The organism is Nitrosomonas ureae (genome assembly GCF_900206265.1).
GTDB classification, from domain to species: domain Bacteria; phylum Pseudomonadota; class Gammaproteobacteria; order Burkholderiales; family Nitrosomonadaceae; genus Nitrosomonas; species Nitrosomonas ureae_C.
Window position 1 is genome coordinate 2411525 of sequence record NZ_LT907782.1, and the last position, 18351, is coordinate 2429875.

Consider the following 18351-nt stretch of genomic DNA (forward strand, 5'->3'; position numbering starts at 1 on the left):
TCATATTCAAAATATGCCAATGATTGATATATGAATTTGTAACTGACGATCGTCTAAATTATTTATAGAATGTCGGGTGATATTAATATTCGAGGAGAAGCTTACAGGTTATGAAACAATCTTTTTATGCATTTAAAGCAATGGGGTTTACTTTGATAGAGTTAATGATAACGGTGGCAATCCTGGGTGTTATCGCGGCCGTTGCTCTTCCATCCTATCAGGATTATGTAAGGCAATCTAACAGGACTGTAGCAAAATCAATACTGTATGAGAATGCTCAATTTATGGAACGATTTTATTCACAGAATAATCAATATGATGCAACTGTGGGTGCAGATGGGATGATTGATACCGGTGATGATATCGCTGTGGTACTACCTATTCTTCAATCACCGAGAACTGGAACAAGGCAGTATGCTATCTCATTACAATCAGTATTAAACAATACCTTCGTGCTCCGAGCAGTACCGACCGGTTCAATGGCAGGGGATGTCTGTGGTACGCTTACTTTGAGTAATACAGGTGCTCAAGGCGCTGATGGAAATGTTGCAGATTGCTGGAATCGTTAGCCTGGCTATTTTGCATAGCGAAAATCTCCAATAGGCTATCAACCCCATGTATTGCAGCCTTTTCAGTGATTGGACGAGAGTTTCTCAATTTATAGGGAGGGGTTTAACTTGCGATTCCCCTGGCTTTGCCTCGGGGTTGTTTATTTCAATGAAAACTCTACCCGATTGCCAGCTTTCTGCTTATCTATTTTAGTTTCATGGGTGCTGACGACGAATATTCGTTCACTGGTAATTCCCCCATTTTCAATCAACCAATTACGTGCCGCATTAGCACGGTTTTCTGCCAGTACTTTCAGGTCATTATCATGAATCACTGTATGTTCAAGCATGAGTTGTTCCATTTCGGCATCAGGAAGACCCTTGGTTAGGCCAATGATATTCTTTGGTTTCTCGAAATCTTCTTTTTTATAGGCTATTTCAAGGTATTTGCTATATTCTTCCGGGTCTAATGTTATATTTGTAAGAGTGTCGGTGGTAATGCCTTTCTTGACATCTTCGGCTAATTTCTGTGCTTTCACTTTGTTTTGCAGCATTGCTAGTTTCAATCCTTCATGATCAGTGACAGGATCGACATGGCCGGAAATTTCCAGTTCCAGAGACGGACGGTCATTTAAAATTTCGGATAAGGTTTGCAAGCGTTGCAGGGACTCATCTTCGATGCTTGCAAAACCAGGGGTGAAGGTGATTTCAGATAATTCTTCGCCCCCTTCAAATGCTGAACCCAGTAATGTGAAAGGAGAGGTAATCGCCTTGGTGATGAGATTCACAAATGTTTGGAAAATAATGTCGCCAAGGTTGAATTCAGGATCATTAATCGATCCTTTAAGCGGTAGGTGTATGTCAATTTCACCGCGGCGGTTTTTAAGAAGCGTAATCGCCAGGTCGAGCGGTAGGGAGACGGCATCTTCGCGATCAATTTTTTCTCCGAGGGTAAATTGATCCAGAAAGATTTTGTTATCAGCTGATAAAGCGCCATTCTCAATTTGGTAATTGACATCGGCTGACAGCTTGCCCTTTTCAATTGCATAACCCACAAATTTTCCTGAATAAGGACTGAAGGGAGGTAAATCGATATCTTCAACTTTTGCGTTAAGATCAAGAAAAAGATTGTCACTGAAGGGTTCTATTTTGCCATTTATTTTCAATGGTGCTGTTTTGTCAATAGTACCTTGAATATCGATAATCCCAAATTTTCCTGGATATAATGGGCCGATTTGGCCTGTAAGCCCTGTTAAATTTGCGTGATAACTAGGCTTAATAAATCGATCATAAAAATTGATATTACCTTGGTGCAACAAAACCTGCCCGATACGAATCAAGGTTTCTTCTGGAGTTTTAATTTGATAAGTATCAATAGGTTTTATATCAGGAGTGGTAACTTTCATTTCAACCGCATTTGTATTTTTAGCGGCTTCTACTTCAACGTCCAGCGGCTTATCAATTTGCACGATATGTACAAGATTAAGATCCCCGCTAGGTAAAAGTATCATGCGTGCATAAAAATCGCTGAAACGAACAGTTTTTATATCGATACGCAATGGATGGGTAGTCACATTCAATCCATTGATATCCATTTTTTTCCATTTCAGCAGATCTTCCGTATTTTTGGGATCAAATATATTTAGGTTATAAAGCTTTGCTTCACCTTTCACTAAAATTTTCATTGGATCGCCATGCTGTGCTTTCAGATTACCCAAAAAAGACACATCACCACTTGATATCAGTGCATTTAACTTGTCACCCATCCAACCCTGCAAAGATACTAGATCTACGGTATCAAGGTTTAAAGCCAGATCTGTGGCAAACGGCGACCATGCTAGGGAACCATCAGCTTTAATCTGACCGCGTTGATTAACGCGTGCATTGATTGATAGTTTCAGAGGCGTGATACCTTTTAGATCGACGTTATCGATAGTAATATCGAGAGGATCTATGATCATCGGAGGCGTTTTAGTCAATGTCAGATCTTCATAGCTCAGCCTAGCTGTGCTGAGCTTTATGCGTTTGATTTGCGTTGTCCACGGCGCCTCTGCCCCATTGTTACTGGAAGGTATTTCCTTGCGCGCATGGGTAGAGGGTGTAATGGAAGTGCTTTGAGTTGATTTGTTTTCGACTGCTTTAACCCCAGCATCGGAATAAGCTGGTTTTCTCCCAGGAATGGGAATGTGTTTTTGCACTTCCACTTTAGCTGTTTGGATTTGTGTTTGTGCTTGAGTCTGTCCTTGTGCATCGATAGGCTCAAATAAACGGGCCAAATCGATTTGGCCGCTGGATTCTCGCCGCAAGGTCGTGTTCAAGCGATCAAGAACTGTTTCTTCTAAGGTAATTCGACGCAGTTTTGTGTCGATTTGGATGCGGTCGATAATTAGCTGAGCGAGTGATAAGGCAGGTTCACTTTCACTTTCACGCGTTAATTCGACTTGATTCATTTTTAATTTAATTTGCGATGGTTTTTCACGCATCAAATCTACCTGGGTCAGTGCAATGTTCAGTTCTTTTACACTCGTGCGATAGGGTGCAGCTACCGTAGTATCTTTTATAGCTAATTGGTGCAATATCGTATTGCCGGTAAGCATAATATTGGGGGCTTGGCCTTGCTCCTGTGTAAATGTAAGAAGCAAATCACTATCGAGAAAACCTGAAAGGAGCCTGATTCCCTGGGGTAGAGGGGCATATCGATCAAACTCGGATAGATCGATTTTGTTGAATTTAAGCGTTAACGTTGCTTCCTGCGGAACTGTAAAAGGGCGCAGCTTGCCCTCCAGTGCAAAGGGCGATCCGTTAATTTTTGCGCTAAAGTGGGGCTCTATCCAATGTTCTAATGCACTATCAAAATTAGCAATAACAGGAATGCCCAAATTAATTTCAGTGATCTGATGATCTGCTTGCATATGCCGATCAAGAAACTCAAAATGCCCTTCCTGAATCGTAATGTTACTGATCGAGAATCGAGCGCCATCATCATCTTTTTCATCTGAGGGTTGGCTGAATTTCTCCAGTAAATCAGAAATGTTTAATTGATCCTTTGTTTCTCGAATCAAACGAAATTTAGGATGTGTCAGAGCAATTGCTGTGATCACGGGTGCGCGTTGTTTCAGCGACTTGATACTGAGATCGATATATAGTCTGTTAAAAGAAAAAAGCGATTCACCTGGTTCGTTACTATCCGCTTTCACGCCTACTTGAAAACCGTGCACAAGCAACTCCAGCGTATGTGGTTTGATTTCGATCGAGGCTACTGTGACAGGACGCTGCAGGAACTCGGATAAGCGTATCTCGAGTTGAGACTTTGCATAACCGGGCAACCAGAAATAGCTGATGGCTGCTAAGAGGATAATCACAATTGCTATCACGCCGAGACTGATGCCCAGCCGTTTGTATCCAATGAAACGTTGCGATGTGGTCGTAGTCATAGCAGTTTCCTGTCATTCTCAGTATATTATGAAACATTCAGGCTGATTAAAAGCTTCCACCGTAACCGGTGGGGTTGGTTTTCTTTAGGTCGGTGATTTGAGGTTCGCCGACCTAAAGAGGTGAAGAATTAAATTTGCAGCGATTAAATGAATCTAAGAATTGAAGGGTAAATGAGCTCTATTCCGAGGTAATAAAACAATTCACCTAATAGCTCAATTACAATACTTGCTTAAGTGTCGAATAAAATACAAATCTTAATAGTGAGCATCTTTTTTCAGACCAATCAATTCTACGTCAAAAATCAGAGTAGCATTCGGCGGAATGATATTGCCGGCACCACGGGCTCCATACGCCATGGATGGCGGAATAATTAAAGTACGGTGTCCACCCACTTTCATTCCTTGCACACCGTGATCCCATCCTTTGATGACGCGACCGGCTCCCAACATGAATGAAAAATGCTCCTTGCGATCAAAGGAGCTGTCAAATTTGGGGCCTTTTTTGTCGGGCGCATCCTCATCATAAAGCCATCCGGTATAATGCACATTGACCGTTTTTCCAATTTCCGCTTCTTCTCCTGTACCGATCTTGTTATCAATTTTTTGCAATTCGAAACCATTTACGGCCGCATGTTCTTTGTAAGCAAAAGCAGCGTGGGGTAGTGTTAACAACGCAAACAATATGAAGGTTAAGCTAATTAGTGCTTTGATATTGCGCATAATTTCCTCAAAAATAAAATAAAATCCGGTTAATTGAATAATGTATCTTTGGATATTATAGCTGCTAACGTTATTTCTTGATCTGTAGTCGCTCCAAATGATGGTTGCTTTTTGAATCAAACTTAATTAAGTTATAGACAATAAATATATATTTTTTCTAAGATACATTAATTACACAATTAAAAATGCAGGCATCGGAGCAGCAAAAACCAAACCAGAATGAACGGAAGGTTGCGGATGAGCAAACGGTCGATTTGTTATGTCTGCATGATTCACCGATTGTACGCATCCTGTATTTGAGTGCTGGTTTTTTGGCATTACTGCTTGGCGCGTTAGGAGCGGTCTTGCCGGTGCTGCCCACCACACCCTTTGTCCTTCTGGCCGCTGCCTGTTTTGCGCGGGGTTCAGAGCGTTTTCATCGTAAATTGCTGGAAAATCGGATAGCGGGTCCGATAATTCGCGAATGGAATATTTATCATAGTATTCCTTATCGCGTCAAACGCTGGGCATATTTTCTGATGTCACTATCATTCGGCAGTTCCATTTTAATCGTACCCGAACTGTGGCAAAAGATCATGTTAATCGGGATCGGAAGTGTGCTGGCTTTTTATATCTGGCGTATTCCTGTAAGAGAAGTTTGATTTTTCTACTTCTTGAATTAATCTCTGCGGGTTTAATTCCCCGCCCCCTTGGGGCGAAAGCTGGTTGAAAACCAGCAGATTGTAGAGCGCAGTTAATACCCCGCTGCTTGCGGCAGGGTGCTTTATTTTGGATTCACTTAACCTGTTTGTTTAGGTCTTGCATGTCATGAATATTTTAAATCGCATCTCTAGCCAAGCTTTGTTGACGATCAGTGGTGCACTGTTTCTTTATGATTCGATGGCAAATGCAGGAACCGAAGAGCTAATGACTACTCTCGCGGACCAGAAATCAGTAGCAGTCACTATTTATAACAATGACTTGGCTCTGATAAAGGATTTACGTCGGGTTAATCTTGTCAGCAGTGATTTTAATCTGGCATGGCGCGATGTCAGTGCGCAAATACGACCGGAAACTGCATTGCTGCGGAGCATCAGTTATCCGGGTGGCATTACCGTAGCCGAGCAAAATTTCAATTTTGATTTGTTGACACCACAAAGTCTGCTCAACAAATATATTGGGCAAGCGGTAACCCTCCTTAAGATCAATCCAGCAACCGGCACAGAAAGCAGGGAGCAGGCGGTGGTATTGGCTGCCAGCGAGGGGGTTGTGTTAAAGATGGCCGATCGTATTGAGACAGGTATCCCCGGTCGGATAATCTTTGAGAATGTGCCGAACAACTTGCGTGACCGTCCTACACTGGTGATTAAAGGAAACCGTAGTGATTCCGCGGCACAGGAATTGGAACTTAGTTACTTGACAAGCGGCTTGTCCTGGAAAGCGGATTATGTTGCAGAACTGAATGACACCGATGATCAAATGGATCTATCCGGCTGGGTTACGTTAACCAATACCAGCGGAACCCGTTATTCCCGGGCAAAACTACAATTGGTGGCTGGCGACATTAACCGGGTACAGCAGGAACTTGCCGTTCCTATGGCAATGCGAAGCAAGAGAACATTCGATGCTGCGGAATTGTCAATGAATCAGGAATCTTTGATGGAATACCACTTATACCATCTGAATAGGCCGACGACGCTCGCTGAGAATCAGACCAAGCAAGTTTCATTGCTCAATGTCGTCAGCGTACCCGTGCGCAAAGAGCTTGTTCTGTCCGGTAACGATTACTATTATGCTTCGCGCCATAGCGATCTCGGGCAAAAGCTCAAGGTAAGCGTATTTTTGCAATTTGACAATAGAGAATCGGTACGATTAGGTATACCTTTGCCCAAGGGCACAATGCGTGTGTATAAGCGCGATAAAATGAGCAATGCGCACTTCGTGGGTGAAGACTGGATTGATCACACGCCGATCAATGAGACTGTGCGGTTGAAACTGGGTCAATCGTTTGATGTGACAGCAGTCAGGAAGCAAACCGATTTCAAACAGTTGGGTGCTGGCAATAATACTATTAATCGCTTTGAAAGCGCTTATGAAATTACGCTCAAGAATGCGAAGAAGGAAGCAGTTACGGTGCTTGTTCAAGAACCAATCCCGGGTGACTGGAAGATTATTGAAGAAAGTCAGTCGCATAGTAAGCTTGCTAGCAATCTGGCGGTGTGGAAAGTAGAAGTGCCTGCGGAAGGATCTGCCTTACTCAAATATCGTGTGCAGATAAGATACTGAATGTATTTCTGGTTTATTAAGAACTTCTTGCCCAATTTATCTTCTATTCTATGCGGTCTTAGTATCAGAAGTATAATTATCCTTTTTGATTTTTCTAAGCCAGATTAGAACCATACCGGCAATACCGCCCGCTGCATCAATAAAAAAATCTGCTACGAGAGGAGTGCGGCCTTCGATATAGAGTTGTGCAAGCTCAGTGCCGGCAGCAAGAGAAAAAATGATGAATATCACGCGGCCTAAGGATTCTTGCGTCATCATCAAGGCGATAATTAAACCCAGCAAAAGAAAGGAACAAAAATGCCAGATCTTGGATAAATTCCATAGGATAGTGGCTTTAAGAGGCTCACTCTGCGTGTGAAAGTGTGTTTTTACTTCATCGGATACCTGATTCTTGGTATCTCCCGGAAAAGTTGTTCCAACGATTATGGAAATGAAGGTGCAAACTAATAATAAACGCAGAAAAATACTGTGTTTCCTGTTAAAAAGGCATGAGCCTGTCAGCAGCAGAAAAAACACCCCCCATGCCAATAGCGTGATGTTTCTGGTCATCGTAAACATCCGAGTTTCACGGACTGGGTAAAGTTTGATATCGTTTACCTGGAATGAGCCGGTAGCTTGACTTAATTGTGCGATTATTCGGACGCTCTGGGTTTCAGGTGAAACAGTAAAAATGCCTTGATAGTTTTTCCAACCATGGGTACCTGTCAGCGCTACGACCACGGTGGATAGGTCCCAACGCTCCTTCTTTTCATCAACCTGCAGTAATAGAAGTCTGGCCTGATTCCAAGGTTTCTCGCCAGCTACGACATCGTTGCATTTCACCTTGGCGGATAGCAATAAAATCGTACCCGGAGTAATCTCCGGGATGTTCTGATAAATGCTGGTTATGGCTGTTGCATTATTGGAAAAAAGAGTGAATCCGGTACTGGTAAGATCAACTCGATTATTCCCGAAAACTTTGTACTGCCAATGGTTGGTTAAGAGCTCAGTTCCGCTTTGTTCAAACTGGGTGATCCAAGTATGGGATGCGATGGTGGCACCCGCTAATAAAATAAAAAACCAGCACTGTATTTTAAACAGCGACATGCATCAGACGCTGTTGCGCAACAATACGATGTAATCTGTGCGGCTATCAAATTCAGGGAAAATAAACATGCTCTTTTATGCATTGTGAAGGTTTGTAACAGATTCCCTGTATATGCAAGTTGTACAATACTGTTTTTTGCGCGGGCAAAGCGATTTGAGCGTTATTTGTTTGGTCTAGAAATACTGAACCATTAAGCTGATGTATCCAGCGGCAAAAATAATGAGCACAATAATCACGAGCTTTTTCATCGAATGAATTCCTTTCAGTGAGAGATTAATTAGCTGTTGCTGTATTGTAGCGTATAAGTAAAACGCATCCTGGGCTGTGTCGTCAAGTGTTTTGCATTGCTTTATCGAATGGGTGGGCAGTGTGCTTCTAATGCCAGTTTAATCATTTGATGCCATGTTTTGCATTTCTCATCGGATGATAATCTTGCGTTAGCAGGACTCGTGGAGGGTAGTCTTAACAGGGCTATCGATCCTAGCTTGATGCTTGGAGTCACGTTACGCCTAAAGCAGGTCTCTGCTTTTCCACCATTAAAAAATACGTGTGTGAGGTGCGGATGTAATGCAAAAAAGGCTGGGAAATTGTTGACAATCTGCGTGCCAGTTTCAATCATTGAATCCAGGCTTCCAGCACGATTGCAGGATTTGAGCACATCCCATAGTGCGATGGGCGATGATTCCAGAGCGATTATCTTTTCTTCATAGTGCGAATTTACTTGGATTTGCAACAAAGGGGCGATGATTGGCCAAAAGGCATTGCGTGGATGCGCGTAATATTGATTCGCGGCAAGTGAGGCTTCACCGGGCATGCTGCCGAGAATCAGAATTTTTGCATGCCTGCCTGCAATGGGGGCAAAGCTGTGGATAGTTGGCACGATGAATCGAGGCCTATCAAACCAGCTTATCGACGTAATAATGCCTCGAGGCATTGCATTGTTGATCCAGTTCATACACCATGGGTCGACCGGTAGCCAGTTTCAACTTCATGACTTGTGCGGGTGTAAGATGATCCAGCAGCATCATCAATGCGCGCAGGGTGTTGCGATGAGAGACGATTAGCACATGTTTTCCTTGCCGGATTTCCGGTTGAATCATATCCTGCCAATAAGGTTTGAGGCGCACAAGGGTTTGTTGCAAACTCTCCCCCGTTGGCAGTTCATTGCGGTCAATAGAGGCATAATCGGATTGATTACCGGGATAACGGTAATCTCCTTTACTCAGGCTGGGGGGAGCGGCGTCAAATTTGATTTGACAGCCCAGAATCGGCCAAATGCCGAATTGCTTGATCGCCGACCAACGTCCCATGCCTTCCAGTGCCCCGTAATGACGCTCGTTTAAATGCCAGGTTTGCAGCACCGGAATATCCAGATGCATAGCCGCCAAGACAATGCGTGAAGTTGATGTGGCGCGTTGCAATACGGAAGTAAAACACACATCAAATGTAAAGCCTGCGCGTTTCAGCAAGTAGGCCGCTTGTTCAGCTTCCTGTTCACCTTTTGGGCTCAGTGCTACATCGCTCCAGCCGGTGAATTTTTTGTCACGATTCCAGATACTTTGTCCATGACGCAGCAGCACCAGCTTTGTCATGTTTTGCCGAGAAGTTTTTTGCAATGGGATAGCTTCTGGCATTAGTTGCTTTGCCGCTGTGAGGGATGTGTGGCGGCTTCGGATGATTCGCGCCAGATTTGTTTTAATGCTGGCCATAAGCCGCTGCGCAGTGTTTGGATATACTGGGAATTGTCTGTCAGATTATTGACCAAGCGACGCTGAGCCTTGCCAAGATTATGGTACGGCATGCTCATAAAGAGATGGTGCGTAGCATGGTAACGCAGACCGACGGGCGCCCACAGCGGCGTAATCAGGAAATTGCCGGGAATATTGATCGAATCCAGATACTGCTCAGCTAATGTCATTTTGCGATCTCCGGGATTGCGATAAGCATGAGCAGCCAATGTACGCAATGAATTGAGGATAAAAACAGTTACTGCGATCAAATACCAGAGTATCAATAACGAATAGGGGAAAACCTCCAATATCACCAATGCGATGACAGTTGTGCCAAACAAGCAAGCAGCGATTTCTTGCCGCCGCCAATTGAGGTCGTTGCGAACAGCATTTTCAGCACGCCGGTAAGTTGGATCAATCGTCAATGACGATGCACGTTCCCATACAACTTTGCGTAGCGGAGGAATCAGATAAGCGAGAGGGGTCAATACCACAAACCGTATTGCCAGAAAGATTGGGATCAGCAGCGACAATAGCACATATACCACTATTTCTCGGGGTTTACGCGTCGCAAACGGCAGATATTCCCCATCAGCATGGGTGCCATATACATCCGGTTTGTGATGGTCATTATGTACGCCATCATAAGTAAACGAAGGGATCATGAATGGGATGCCACTCAAGGTATTCCATGCCAGGCGGAAGTTTTGGAACGTGCCTTTTTTCAAATGTGCTAGCTCATGTACAAAAATTGCCGAGCGGTATAACGCCAGCACAGCGACGACAAAACTACCCAGTTGCCACAGTGATAAAAACGGAGAAAACAATGCAGTAAAGAAAGCGGCCCAGCCCAGAGTGACATGAAACAGAAAATCAACCCAATATATCCACGGATTCGGCGTCATCAGGTCGCGCACCAGATGATGTGCTTCCCGCAATGGAAACTCCTTGACGTAAGAGGTTTTCTGCTCAATAGCTTGTTCAGTCACTTGTTGTCTCGCATCCTTACAGTTACGGCCAGCAGGTTCGGAGGTGTTCCATAATCTGTTGATTGATCGCTGTGTCCGTTTTGTTGATTTGACTCAGGTTCGGTACAGCTGGCCAACCTGCATCAATGAATTCCACTCCGGCAAATGACTTAGAGTGGGCATAGCGTGGCAGCACATGAAAATGCACGTCCGGATCAACCATCATCAGCATCAGATAATTGATTTTGTCATATTGAAAAGCCCGGCTGAGCGTTAATTCAATATGATGGGTTACCTCATGGAGTTCTGTAAAACTCGCCACACTCAATCCCGAGAAAGCTTGAGCCGACTCATGTGCGACTAAAACCAGCGCACCCAGTGTAGCTTGTGCGGGGCGTAGTAATACTGACCAGTATTGATATGCCCGGATTACTGTTTCCGGCGCACCGAACTTGCGCATGGTAGCATTGCAATTTGATGAAATCGAATTCTGCATCATACGAATTTACTCGCTAAAAATAATCCCCGCCCGCGCCAAGTCTTCGATAAAATCGATTTCGCACCAACGAAAGCCTCTGATAGAACAGGAATTTACTAAATGTTGCTTGGCTAGGCGATCAATAATCGATAAATACCATGATTTGAGTTCCGCCGGATGACGCAAAGCCTCTTCCACAGCCTTACGAAACATATGTGCACCTTGCTCGCGGAAATAAATCAAGCCGATCGATTCCGCATTGATTTGATGTGGCGGCACGATTTTACTGACTTGCCGTACCCAGCGATCAGTGTCCAATTGCACCTTCATATCGTCAGCGTCATAAACGTCCTTATCATCTATACTCAGTGTAATGGGCGCAGGCTCTGAATTCAAGACTTTGCTCAGCAACGCCGATTCGATTACGGTATCGCCGTTTAGCAACAAAAAATTGCCATCCATTTCAGCGCGTGCAATCCAGCAGCTTGCCAGATTATCCGCTACCTCATAAAAGGGGTTAAACAGAATTTTAATCTTGGGATGGTTGGCGTAACGTTGTTGCAACAACGCCTCAATCAAAGCCACCTGAAAGCCGGTAATAATTGTAATATCATTTACACCCACAGCTAGCAAAGCATCAATTTGCCAAGCCAGCACAGGTTTATCGGAAACTGGCAATAAGCATTTCGGTGTATTCTCGGTTAGCGGCAACAAACGGCGACCCTGCCCGGCGCTCAGAATGATGGCTTTAATCGGTTTCGTGACTGGGTTCGTCATAGATAAGATGATTTTAAGGTACTTTTCATGCAACGCGGTAATAGCAATACAGCATTGTAACCAAGTTTGGATTTAGTGAGTGCGGTATGCTTTAAAAAGAAAGACTGCTGGTCTGCTTTAGTTCTGCAACAATGTGCTGGGTGGCACGCAAGAAATTGTCAACTTGTTCTAGCGTATTACTGCGTCCCAAACTGACACGCACCGCGCAGCGTGCAAGCATCGGGTCGACCTGCATGGCATTCAGCACGTGACTTTGTCCCGGATTTACGCTGGAACAGGCGGCTCCGGCGGCAACGGCAAAACCGGCTTTATCCAGTTTAACCACCAGCGTGTCGCCTTCAATATCCGGTAATGCAAAATAACACGTGTTGGGAATACGCGCAGCAGCAGTGCCAAAAATTGTTGCATCCATACTTGCTAGCCCTTTTTCCAACTGATCCCGCAATATTGAGACATGCTGTGCGGTTTCGGCCATACGTGCTTGTGCCAATTCGCACGCGACGCCAAAACCTACAATTGCAGGTACATTCTCGGTACCGGAGCGCAATCCGTTTTCATGTCCACCGCCATAGATCAGCGGTTTCAATAACAACCGTTTGTCGACGATCAATGCCGCCGCACCTTTGGGGCCATAAACCTTGTGCGCGGAAAGTGTCATGGCATGCACTTTGAGCGCCGAAAAATCAAGCGGAATTTTGCCCAATCCCTGAATCGCATCGGTGTGTACATAAGCGCCATGTGAGCGCGCCGATTCGGCGATAGAGGCAACATCCTGAATCACGCCGGTTTCGTTATTGGCCAACATTACCGCAACCAATCCCGGTTTGTGTTTTTGCATTGCATTACCCGCCGCATCCAGATCCACTTGTCCGGATGTATTAACCGCCAGTTGATGCATCGCCCACGCATCGCAACTGCGGCGAGAAAGCGCTTGAGCCGGTTTCAACACACAAGGATGCTCAATCGCGCTGATGAAAAGATTGCCGGGTTTCAAACTATCCGCTGCACCGCGGATAAACAAGTTATTTGCTTCCGAGCCGCCACTGGTGAAAATCACCTGCGCCGGATGCACCCCTGCCGCATCCGCTACCTGCCTCCGTGCCTTGTCAATGGCACGGCGCGCGTTCAAACCATATCCGTGGCGACTGGAGGCGTTGCCGAATTCTCGTTGAAAGTAAGGCAGCATGGCCTCCAATACAGCGTCATCAATACGGGTGGTGGCGTTATGGTCGAAATAGACTGGTTCCATTCAGTTCATCTGTAAATTGGGAAATACAGTATGATAAACCTAAATGAATGTTTTTATGGTGCCGAGTATTTTATGTACTGCCTCCACCCCTATATGCCTGCCGAATGTTTTTCCCTAGAGTTCGCCAATATTGGATGCTAGAATCATTTAAAGTCAACAATCAAATCAAGGGAGAACTGCATTATGCTGGCAGAGAAGCGTTTATCTGAATTGGGTTTTACACTCAGTCAGGCAATAGATTTTATCAATACAAATGTTAATCAGCCCCAAATCATCTTCGATGTAGCATCAGAACACGGTGTAAACACCAGAATGCTGAGTGAAATATCGGGTTATTCGAAAGACGTGGTTCATGAATACTTTTTAAACGCGGGCTATGACAGCGCGACGATAAATACGCAATTAAATACCAATCTTCTGGTGAATTCTAGTTTAGGTTCGTTGGAAAGTCTTGTCGCCTTTAATGAAAGAGAAGGTGTTTTATCGAATGCCTCGTTGCGTGAAGTGGTTAAGCCGGCAATTGATACGAATTACGACTATGATGGGACTTTTGGCCCGGCAAACTTGAATCAATCTGATGACGGAGTTTATTCTTCAGGAGAGTTAGGTGTAGAAAACCTCAATGATGTTCTTGCAACCCATGACAACCTGGAGTCTTTGTTTTATGGTTCATTAATTAATATTTTTCTGGCACTTGACCAAACTGAACTGGATCAGATCAATATGTTTCCCACAGGTGATGATCCCGACGAGTTTCAGGTGCTTGTCCTTGAAGCATTGAGTGAATCACCTGCACCAGTTGTCTGGAATGATAAACAGCTGGCTGATCTGGTAACCGATGAAGCCATCAATCTTTTGGAAAGATACTGGGTTAGTGATCTCATCGGCGTGCTGGATCATAGTTTATTGGGATTAGCTTCAGCTTAAAAAGTATTATGAGATAGTGCAGTCTCATCATGGCAGTATCCTGCCATTGATGAATGGTTTGAATCGCAAATGACTAACAACTCGCAGCCTTGACACATACGCGATACCATGTTCCACCAGAATAAACATCAGTGCAGCACGGATTTACTTCCTCAGTAATGACGTATAAAGAGATGGGCGTTCGCAGTTCGGGTAACGATTGTGGTAAGCGAGGCAATGCAGGGCTAATCGCAACATAATCCTCACTTCTGAAAATTTTAGCGTTTCCACTTGCCGCATCGGTCGCAATAACATAACCGATTTCGAATTCAGTGGCTTTGGCAACTTTCTTGATAGTTGTTTCTAAACTTTTGATTAATTCATTGCCTATTGGCGGAATTGAGGTGTCTGTGTTGTCGTTTCCACTTTTCTCACAGATCAGCGCAGTCTGTGCATCGACATGGATATAGTTGCAATTTTGTGCGCCTTCTACCACACCCGATATGGGTACGATGTTGATTGCGGTAATTTTTTTGTATTGAGGAATCCGTGGATCATTGGATGTGAGCGTGAGCTCGGCTGCTTCATTAATCATGTGCACTACTGCGCCATTACGGCTATCGATAAAACCTATCTGGGTAAATGAAAAGCCTAGCGCCTTGGCGATCTCTTCCGATTCGGTTTTCGTTAACCTGTTTTCCTCAGTGATTGCGGTATGCGATCCTTGACTGAATTCCCTAAGATGTTCTTTAACTTCATTGAGTTCTTCTTTGATTTCATTCTTAATCTTATCGATTTGTTGTCCTTCGCAACTTATGAGTAACAATGCGGAAAGTGCAACTGCCATGATTAATGATTTATTGTTGAACATGCTATCTTCTCCTTTCAAAAATTTAAAGTAATCCGCGCAAAAATTGTGCGAGTGGGAATAAAGCGCGGACTTACCAGTTCCGGGGTCATAAAATTGGTGGTACGGTATAAGAAAAACTCATCAAATAGATTTCTGGCTTCCAGGCTGACCATTCCTCTGCGTTTGGGAAGCCGGTAACCAATCGATGCATCAACCAGGAAAGTTTTGTCGGTACCTTCATTGTCTTGTTTTCCTGTTCGATCTACTTTTTGGTGAATAAAAGTTCCGGTCAAGTTGGCGAAAAAACCGTTTGGATTGAAATAATCAATTCCTGCCGGGAGAGTCAGCGTATCGATTAGATGAGGGCTACTATTAGTTTCAGCTCGGGAAAATTTTTCAAACTGAATTTCACTTCTTGCTGTCCAGCGTTTATGGAGCAATCCATATAAATAGGCTCGAACTAACGATTCCTCCTGATTGTCAGAAATGATGCTTGTTGGTAAATGAATAGGAACATTTAAATCCCGATCTGAAATCTCAAATCCACTGAACAATTTATCCCGAAAATGTGTATCTATTCCAATACCGATGCGGCGGGATTTAGTTCCATTAAGATCGTCAAATAATTGGTTAAATCCGGCGACCTGAGTGGGCTCAATGGTTTGATGAGCGGTAAGTGGCGCTTTAACTGTTTCTAACCATGCCATACGCAATCTCAAATAGTTTGCAATATTCCATTGCAATCCGAATTTTGGGTTGAATCCATCAACTGTGTGTTCTCTTTCTTCATAGGAATCATAACTAAACCCCACCGTTGCATTTAAAGCGGAATGAAGATTCAAATTCGAATATACATAACCATTTGTTTTGTTTCTGCCAAAATTCTCGCAGCATTGAATTGTATTCACTGATGAATATAATTCAACGGTAGGATCAACATTTAAACGATAAACACCGGAGCCAGCGAGGAAGTTAAACCACGAGCTACGAAACTGATACTGCATTTCAGTTTGATAGCCTTCTATTTTCTCAGAATTAGTTTTTAATAGCCTTTCACCAAGATTTTCATTTTTCCTATCAGAATATTGACTGGAAGTAATAATACTTTGATTGGGCGATAAATCGTATCGTGCACCCACACGTACTGTATCTTCGTCAATATTTCTGCGCCACCGATTTTGCAGCGCATTAGGATCAGCAGAGTCTCTGTCAAAATCCTGCAACAAATAACCATGGTGGGCCGAACGTGTCCGCACTTCAGCCTGAAGATTCAATTTGGACGTTAGTGCATGTTGAACGAAAGCATTGAGAATGTCATGATTCTGATCGTTGTTGGTACGGAACCCGTTGGTTTCATAATGAAACTGCCCCAGGCTGATCGAAGTGCGCTCATTGAACTTGGAGAATACCACTTCATTGCCCAAGCTACTATTATTGCCGACCACACCAGACGTGATCAATTGCGTTTTGCTGCGTTCCATCAGAGGAGTGAATTCATTAAACCCGGGATTGGATGGACCGGTGTTGTTAATAATATTGAGATCGGCTACCGCCATGTGCGGTTGCACGGGGTTTACGTTGATGGGTTGCAACAGTTGTGCTTGAAGTAATTCACTGACACGAGCAGCTTCATGGCGTGGAATATTGGCATAAGTATCCGAAAGAAATCGATGTGCGGAGTGATTGGCTGGATCGAAGCTCAATGATTTTGCCGTTTCCATAATGGCGCGTTTCTCAAATCCCAGATTTTCAAAGATGCGCGCCAGGCTGGACCCTCTGGCCGCTTCATCGCGATCAAGCAGGAATCTGGAGCGATACACCGCACGGTTATTGTTTAGTGCAATCGATTTCTGGATATCCCTGAGTGCCTCTACCGGCCGGTTCTGGGTTTGTTTCTGGATACCGTCATACAGCCACGGTGTTGGGTCTTTCGGATCACGTTCTTTGGCCAGATCAAATTGTGTGCTCGATAGCGGGTAGCGTTTTTCCTCGAAATACGCTTTACCCAAATAACTGCGAATCAATGAATTGGCCGGGTCCAGACTAGCGGCGATTTCGAGTTCTATGCGTCCTGCTTCGAGACTGCCTTCGCGAATCAACGTGATACCGAGTCCTAGCCTGGGCATTGGATCGGCCTGATCAAGTTCAATCGCGTGCTGAAAAATTACCTTTGCGGCTTGTGTTTCCAGTTGCAATAACTGTGCAAAACCTAATATTGTCTGTGTTTTGCTCAAAGCAGGGTTTAAGCCGACAGCTTCCAGTGCAGCCTGCCTGGCTTGCTCCAATTCACCCAGCGACATTTGTAATTCTGCAATGCGTGCCCATACCAGTGCATTCTGGGGATCGAGTGCCATAGCTTGTTGTACGCTTTTGAGCGCAGCTTCAATCTCAAAGTGTGCCTGCCGGGTATAGGAAAGCGCTAAATGGGCAGCGGCCGATTCCGGATTATTGGCAATCGCCATGGTTGCCAGCTCAAGTGCTTGGTCTTTGTCATTTTGCACTACGGCGATGACAGCCAGTAAGGCATAGGCATCACTGTTATCCGGTTCTTGTTGCAGTATGCGCTGAATGATTGTCTGAGCTTTTTCAACCTGCCCGGTATTGAGCAACTGACCCGCTTGATGAATTAATGCATCGATACCTCGTGCGCCACGATCCCGCCAGTAATCCAAGATAGTCGGATAGTACAATGCCCATTGCACCGCATCGATGGGGAAGATCATGATTTCTTTTTGCGGTGCCTGACCTTTGTGAATGGTGGCCGCTTCATGGTCATTAAGTACCAGCTGACCTCGATCATTGCTGACGGATACCTTGCCTTCGTAGACCACAACTTCCGCATCGTCACCCTGTATGCGGACCAGAAATTCGGTCCCGTCCACACTGGCATTAACAAAAGGTGTCCTGATTCTGAACGGCTTCGGTGTTCGTGTGATGATATGGATCGTACCTTCGATAAAATCTAGCAGCGAGATATTTTTATCTTCCTGCATTGCCGGAAAAATGATACTCGATTTCTGATCCAGTCTGAGCATGCTATCGTTGTTGAGCCGTAGTGCTGCGCGACTGCGGGATCTGGAGCGGATCATGTCACCGCCGCACAAGAGTGTATCCATGCTGGCCGATTGCCACGTTTTTCCCTGAATGCGCTTGATCTCGATCACCCCTTGTACGGACACGACCCGAGCGCGGGCGGTTGCTATTCCGCACTCTGATGCGGCATGCAATGAATCGATATGACCCAGCGAAAAAAGCATCGCGATAAGGATAAGCATCTGCTTCGATGTTTTTCCAAATCGCTGGTGTAGCAAGCCTGGGCAGCATATGTTCATTCTCGAT

At 44.6% G+C, this 18351-nt stretch carries 15 protein-coding genes; 4 read left to right on the forward strand and 11 right to left on the reverse strand.

What is annotated here, in order from left to right; all coding sequences use genetic code 11:
- Positions 1 to 110: 110 nt before the first annotated feature.
- On the forward strand, positions 111 to 569 hold the full coding sequence (locus CPG39_RS11180) for a type IV pilin protein (RefSeq protein ID WP_096293539.1): 459 nt from the start codon (positions 111 to 113) through the stop codon (positions 567 to 569).
- A 140-nt stretch (positions 570 to 709) separates the two neighbouring features.
- On the opposite strand, the gene CPG39_RS11185 is transcribed toward CPG39_RS11180, so the two are convergent.
- Positions 710 to 3982: a DUF748 domain-containing protein gene (locus CPG39_RS11185; protein WP_096293541.1), complete on the reverse strand. Its 3273-nt coding sequence runs from the start codon at positions 3980 to 3982 to the stop codon at positions 710 to 712.
- Between the two features lie 255 nt (positions 3983 to 4237).
- Positions 4238 to 4702, reverse strand: a complete 465-nt coding sequence (locus tag CPG39_RS11190) for an FKBP-type peptidyl-prolyl cis-trans isomerase (RefSeq protein WP_096293543.1) — start codon at positions 4700 to 4702, stop codon at positions 4238 to 4240.
- A gap of 185 nt (positions 4703 to 4887) precedes the next feature.
- Here CPG39_RS11190 and CPG39_RS11195 point away from each other — a divergent pair, with 185 nt between their 5' ends.
- Complete coding sequence (locus CPG39_RS11195) at positions 4888 to 5343, forward strand: YbaN family protein (protein WP_096293545.1); 456 nt, start codon at positions 4888 to 4890, stop codon at positions 5341 to 5343.
- Between the two features lie 166 nt (positions 5344 to 5509).
- Positions 5510 to 6967, forward strand: coding sequence for a DUF4139 domain-containing protein (locus CPG39_RS11200; RefSeq protein ID WP_172424119.1), 1458 nt, complete (start codon positions 5510 to 5512; stop codon positions 6965 to 6967).
- Positions 6968 to 7015: 48 nt separating this feature from the next.
- Here CPG39_RS11200 and CPG39_RS11205 read toward each other — a convergent pair whose 3' ends face one another.
- The 7 genes from CPG39_RS11205 to CPG39_RS11235 form a co-directional block, all read right to left on the reverse strand.
- Complete coding sequence (locus tag CPG39_RS11205; protein ID WP_096293546.1) at positions 7016 to 8053, reverse strand: VanZ family protein; 1038 nt, start codon at positions 8051 to 8053, stop codon at positions 7016 to 7018.
- A 350-nt stretch (positions 8054 to 8403) separates the two neighbouring features.
- Positions 8404 to 8934, reverse strand: a complete 531-nt coding sequence (locus tag CPG39_RS11210) for a DNA-deoxyinosine glycosylase (protein WP_096293548.1) — start codon at positions 8932 to 8934, stop codon at positions 8404 to 8406.
- A gap of 16 nt (positions 8935 to 8950) precedes the next feature.
- Entirely contained in the window at positions 8951 to 9688 is a 738-nt protein-coding gene (locus tag CPG39_RS11215; RefSeq protein WP_096293550.1) for a 2,3-bisphosphoglycerate-dependent phosphoglycerate mutase, read from the reverse strand.
- Entirely contained in the window at positions 9688 to 10773 is a 1086-nt protein-coding gene (locus CPG39_RS11220; RefSeq protein ID WP_096293551.1) for a fatty acid desaturase family protein, read from the reverse strand. Before CPG39_RS11220 ends, CPG39_RS11215 begins: the two co-directional genes overlap by 1 nt.
- 22 nt (positions 10774 to 10795) lie before the next feature.
- The gene (locus CPG39_RS11225; RefSeq protein ID WP_231990287.1) at positions 10796 to 11212 is read right to left on the reverse strand and encodes an HIT family protein; all 417 of its coding nucleotides are present in this window, start codon (positions 11210 to 11212) and stop codon (positions 10796 to 10798) included.
- Between the two features lie 45 nt (positions 11213 to 11257).
- Positions 11258 to 12007, reverse strand: coding sequence for a sugar phosphate nucleotidyltransferase (locus tag CPG39_RS11230; protein WP_096293554.1), 750 nt, complete (start codon positions 12005 to 12007; stop codon positions 11258 to 11260).
- Positions 12008 to 12098: 91 nt separating this feature from the next.
- Complete coding sequence (locus CPG39_RS11235; RefSeq protein WP_096293556.1) at positions 12099 to 13256, reverse strand: cysteine desulfurase family protein; 1158 nt, start codon at positions 13254 to 13256, stop codon at positions 12099 to 12101.
- 183 nt (positions 13257 to 13439) lie between these two features.
- Between CPG39_RS11235 and CPG39_RS11240 the strand changes: the two genes are divergently transcribed.
- Positions 13440 to 14183 carry a hypothetical protein gene (locus CPG39_RS11240; RefSeq protein ID WP_096293557.1) on the forward strand — a complete coding sequence of 248 codons (744 nt, stop codon included), beginning with the start codon at positions 13440 to 13442 and terminating at the stop codon, positions 14181 to 14183.
- 73 nt (positions 14184 to 14256) lie between these two features.
- On the opposite strand, the gene CPG39_RS11245 is transcribed toward CPG39_RS11240, so the two are convergent.
- The gene (locus CPG39_RS11245) at positions 14257 to 15033 is read right to left on the reverse strand and encodes a hypothetical protein (RefSeq protein ID WP_096293559.1); all 777 of its coding nucleotides are present in this window, start codon (positions 15031 to 15033) and stop codon (positions 14257 to 14259) included.
- Positions 15034 to 15047: 14 nt separating this feature from the next.
- Positions 15048 to 18287 carry a TonB-dependent receptor domain-containing protein gene (locus tag CPG39_RS11250; RefSeq protein ID WP_231990288.1) on the reverse strand — a complete coding sequence of 1080 codons (3240 nt, stop codon included), beginning with the start codon at positions 18285 to 18287 and terminating at the stop codon, positions 15048 to 15050.
- Between the last annotated feature and the right edge of the window lie 64 nt (positions 18288 to 18351).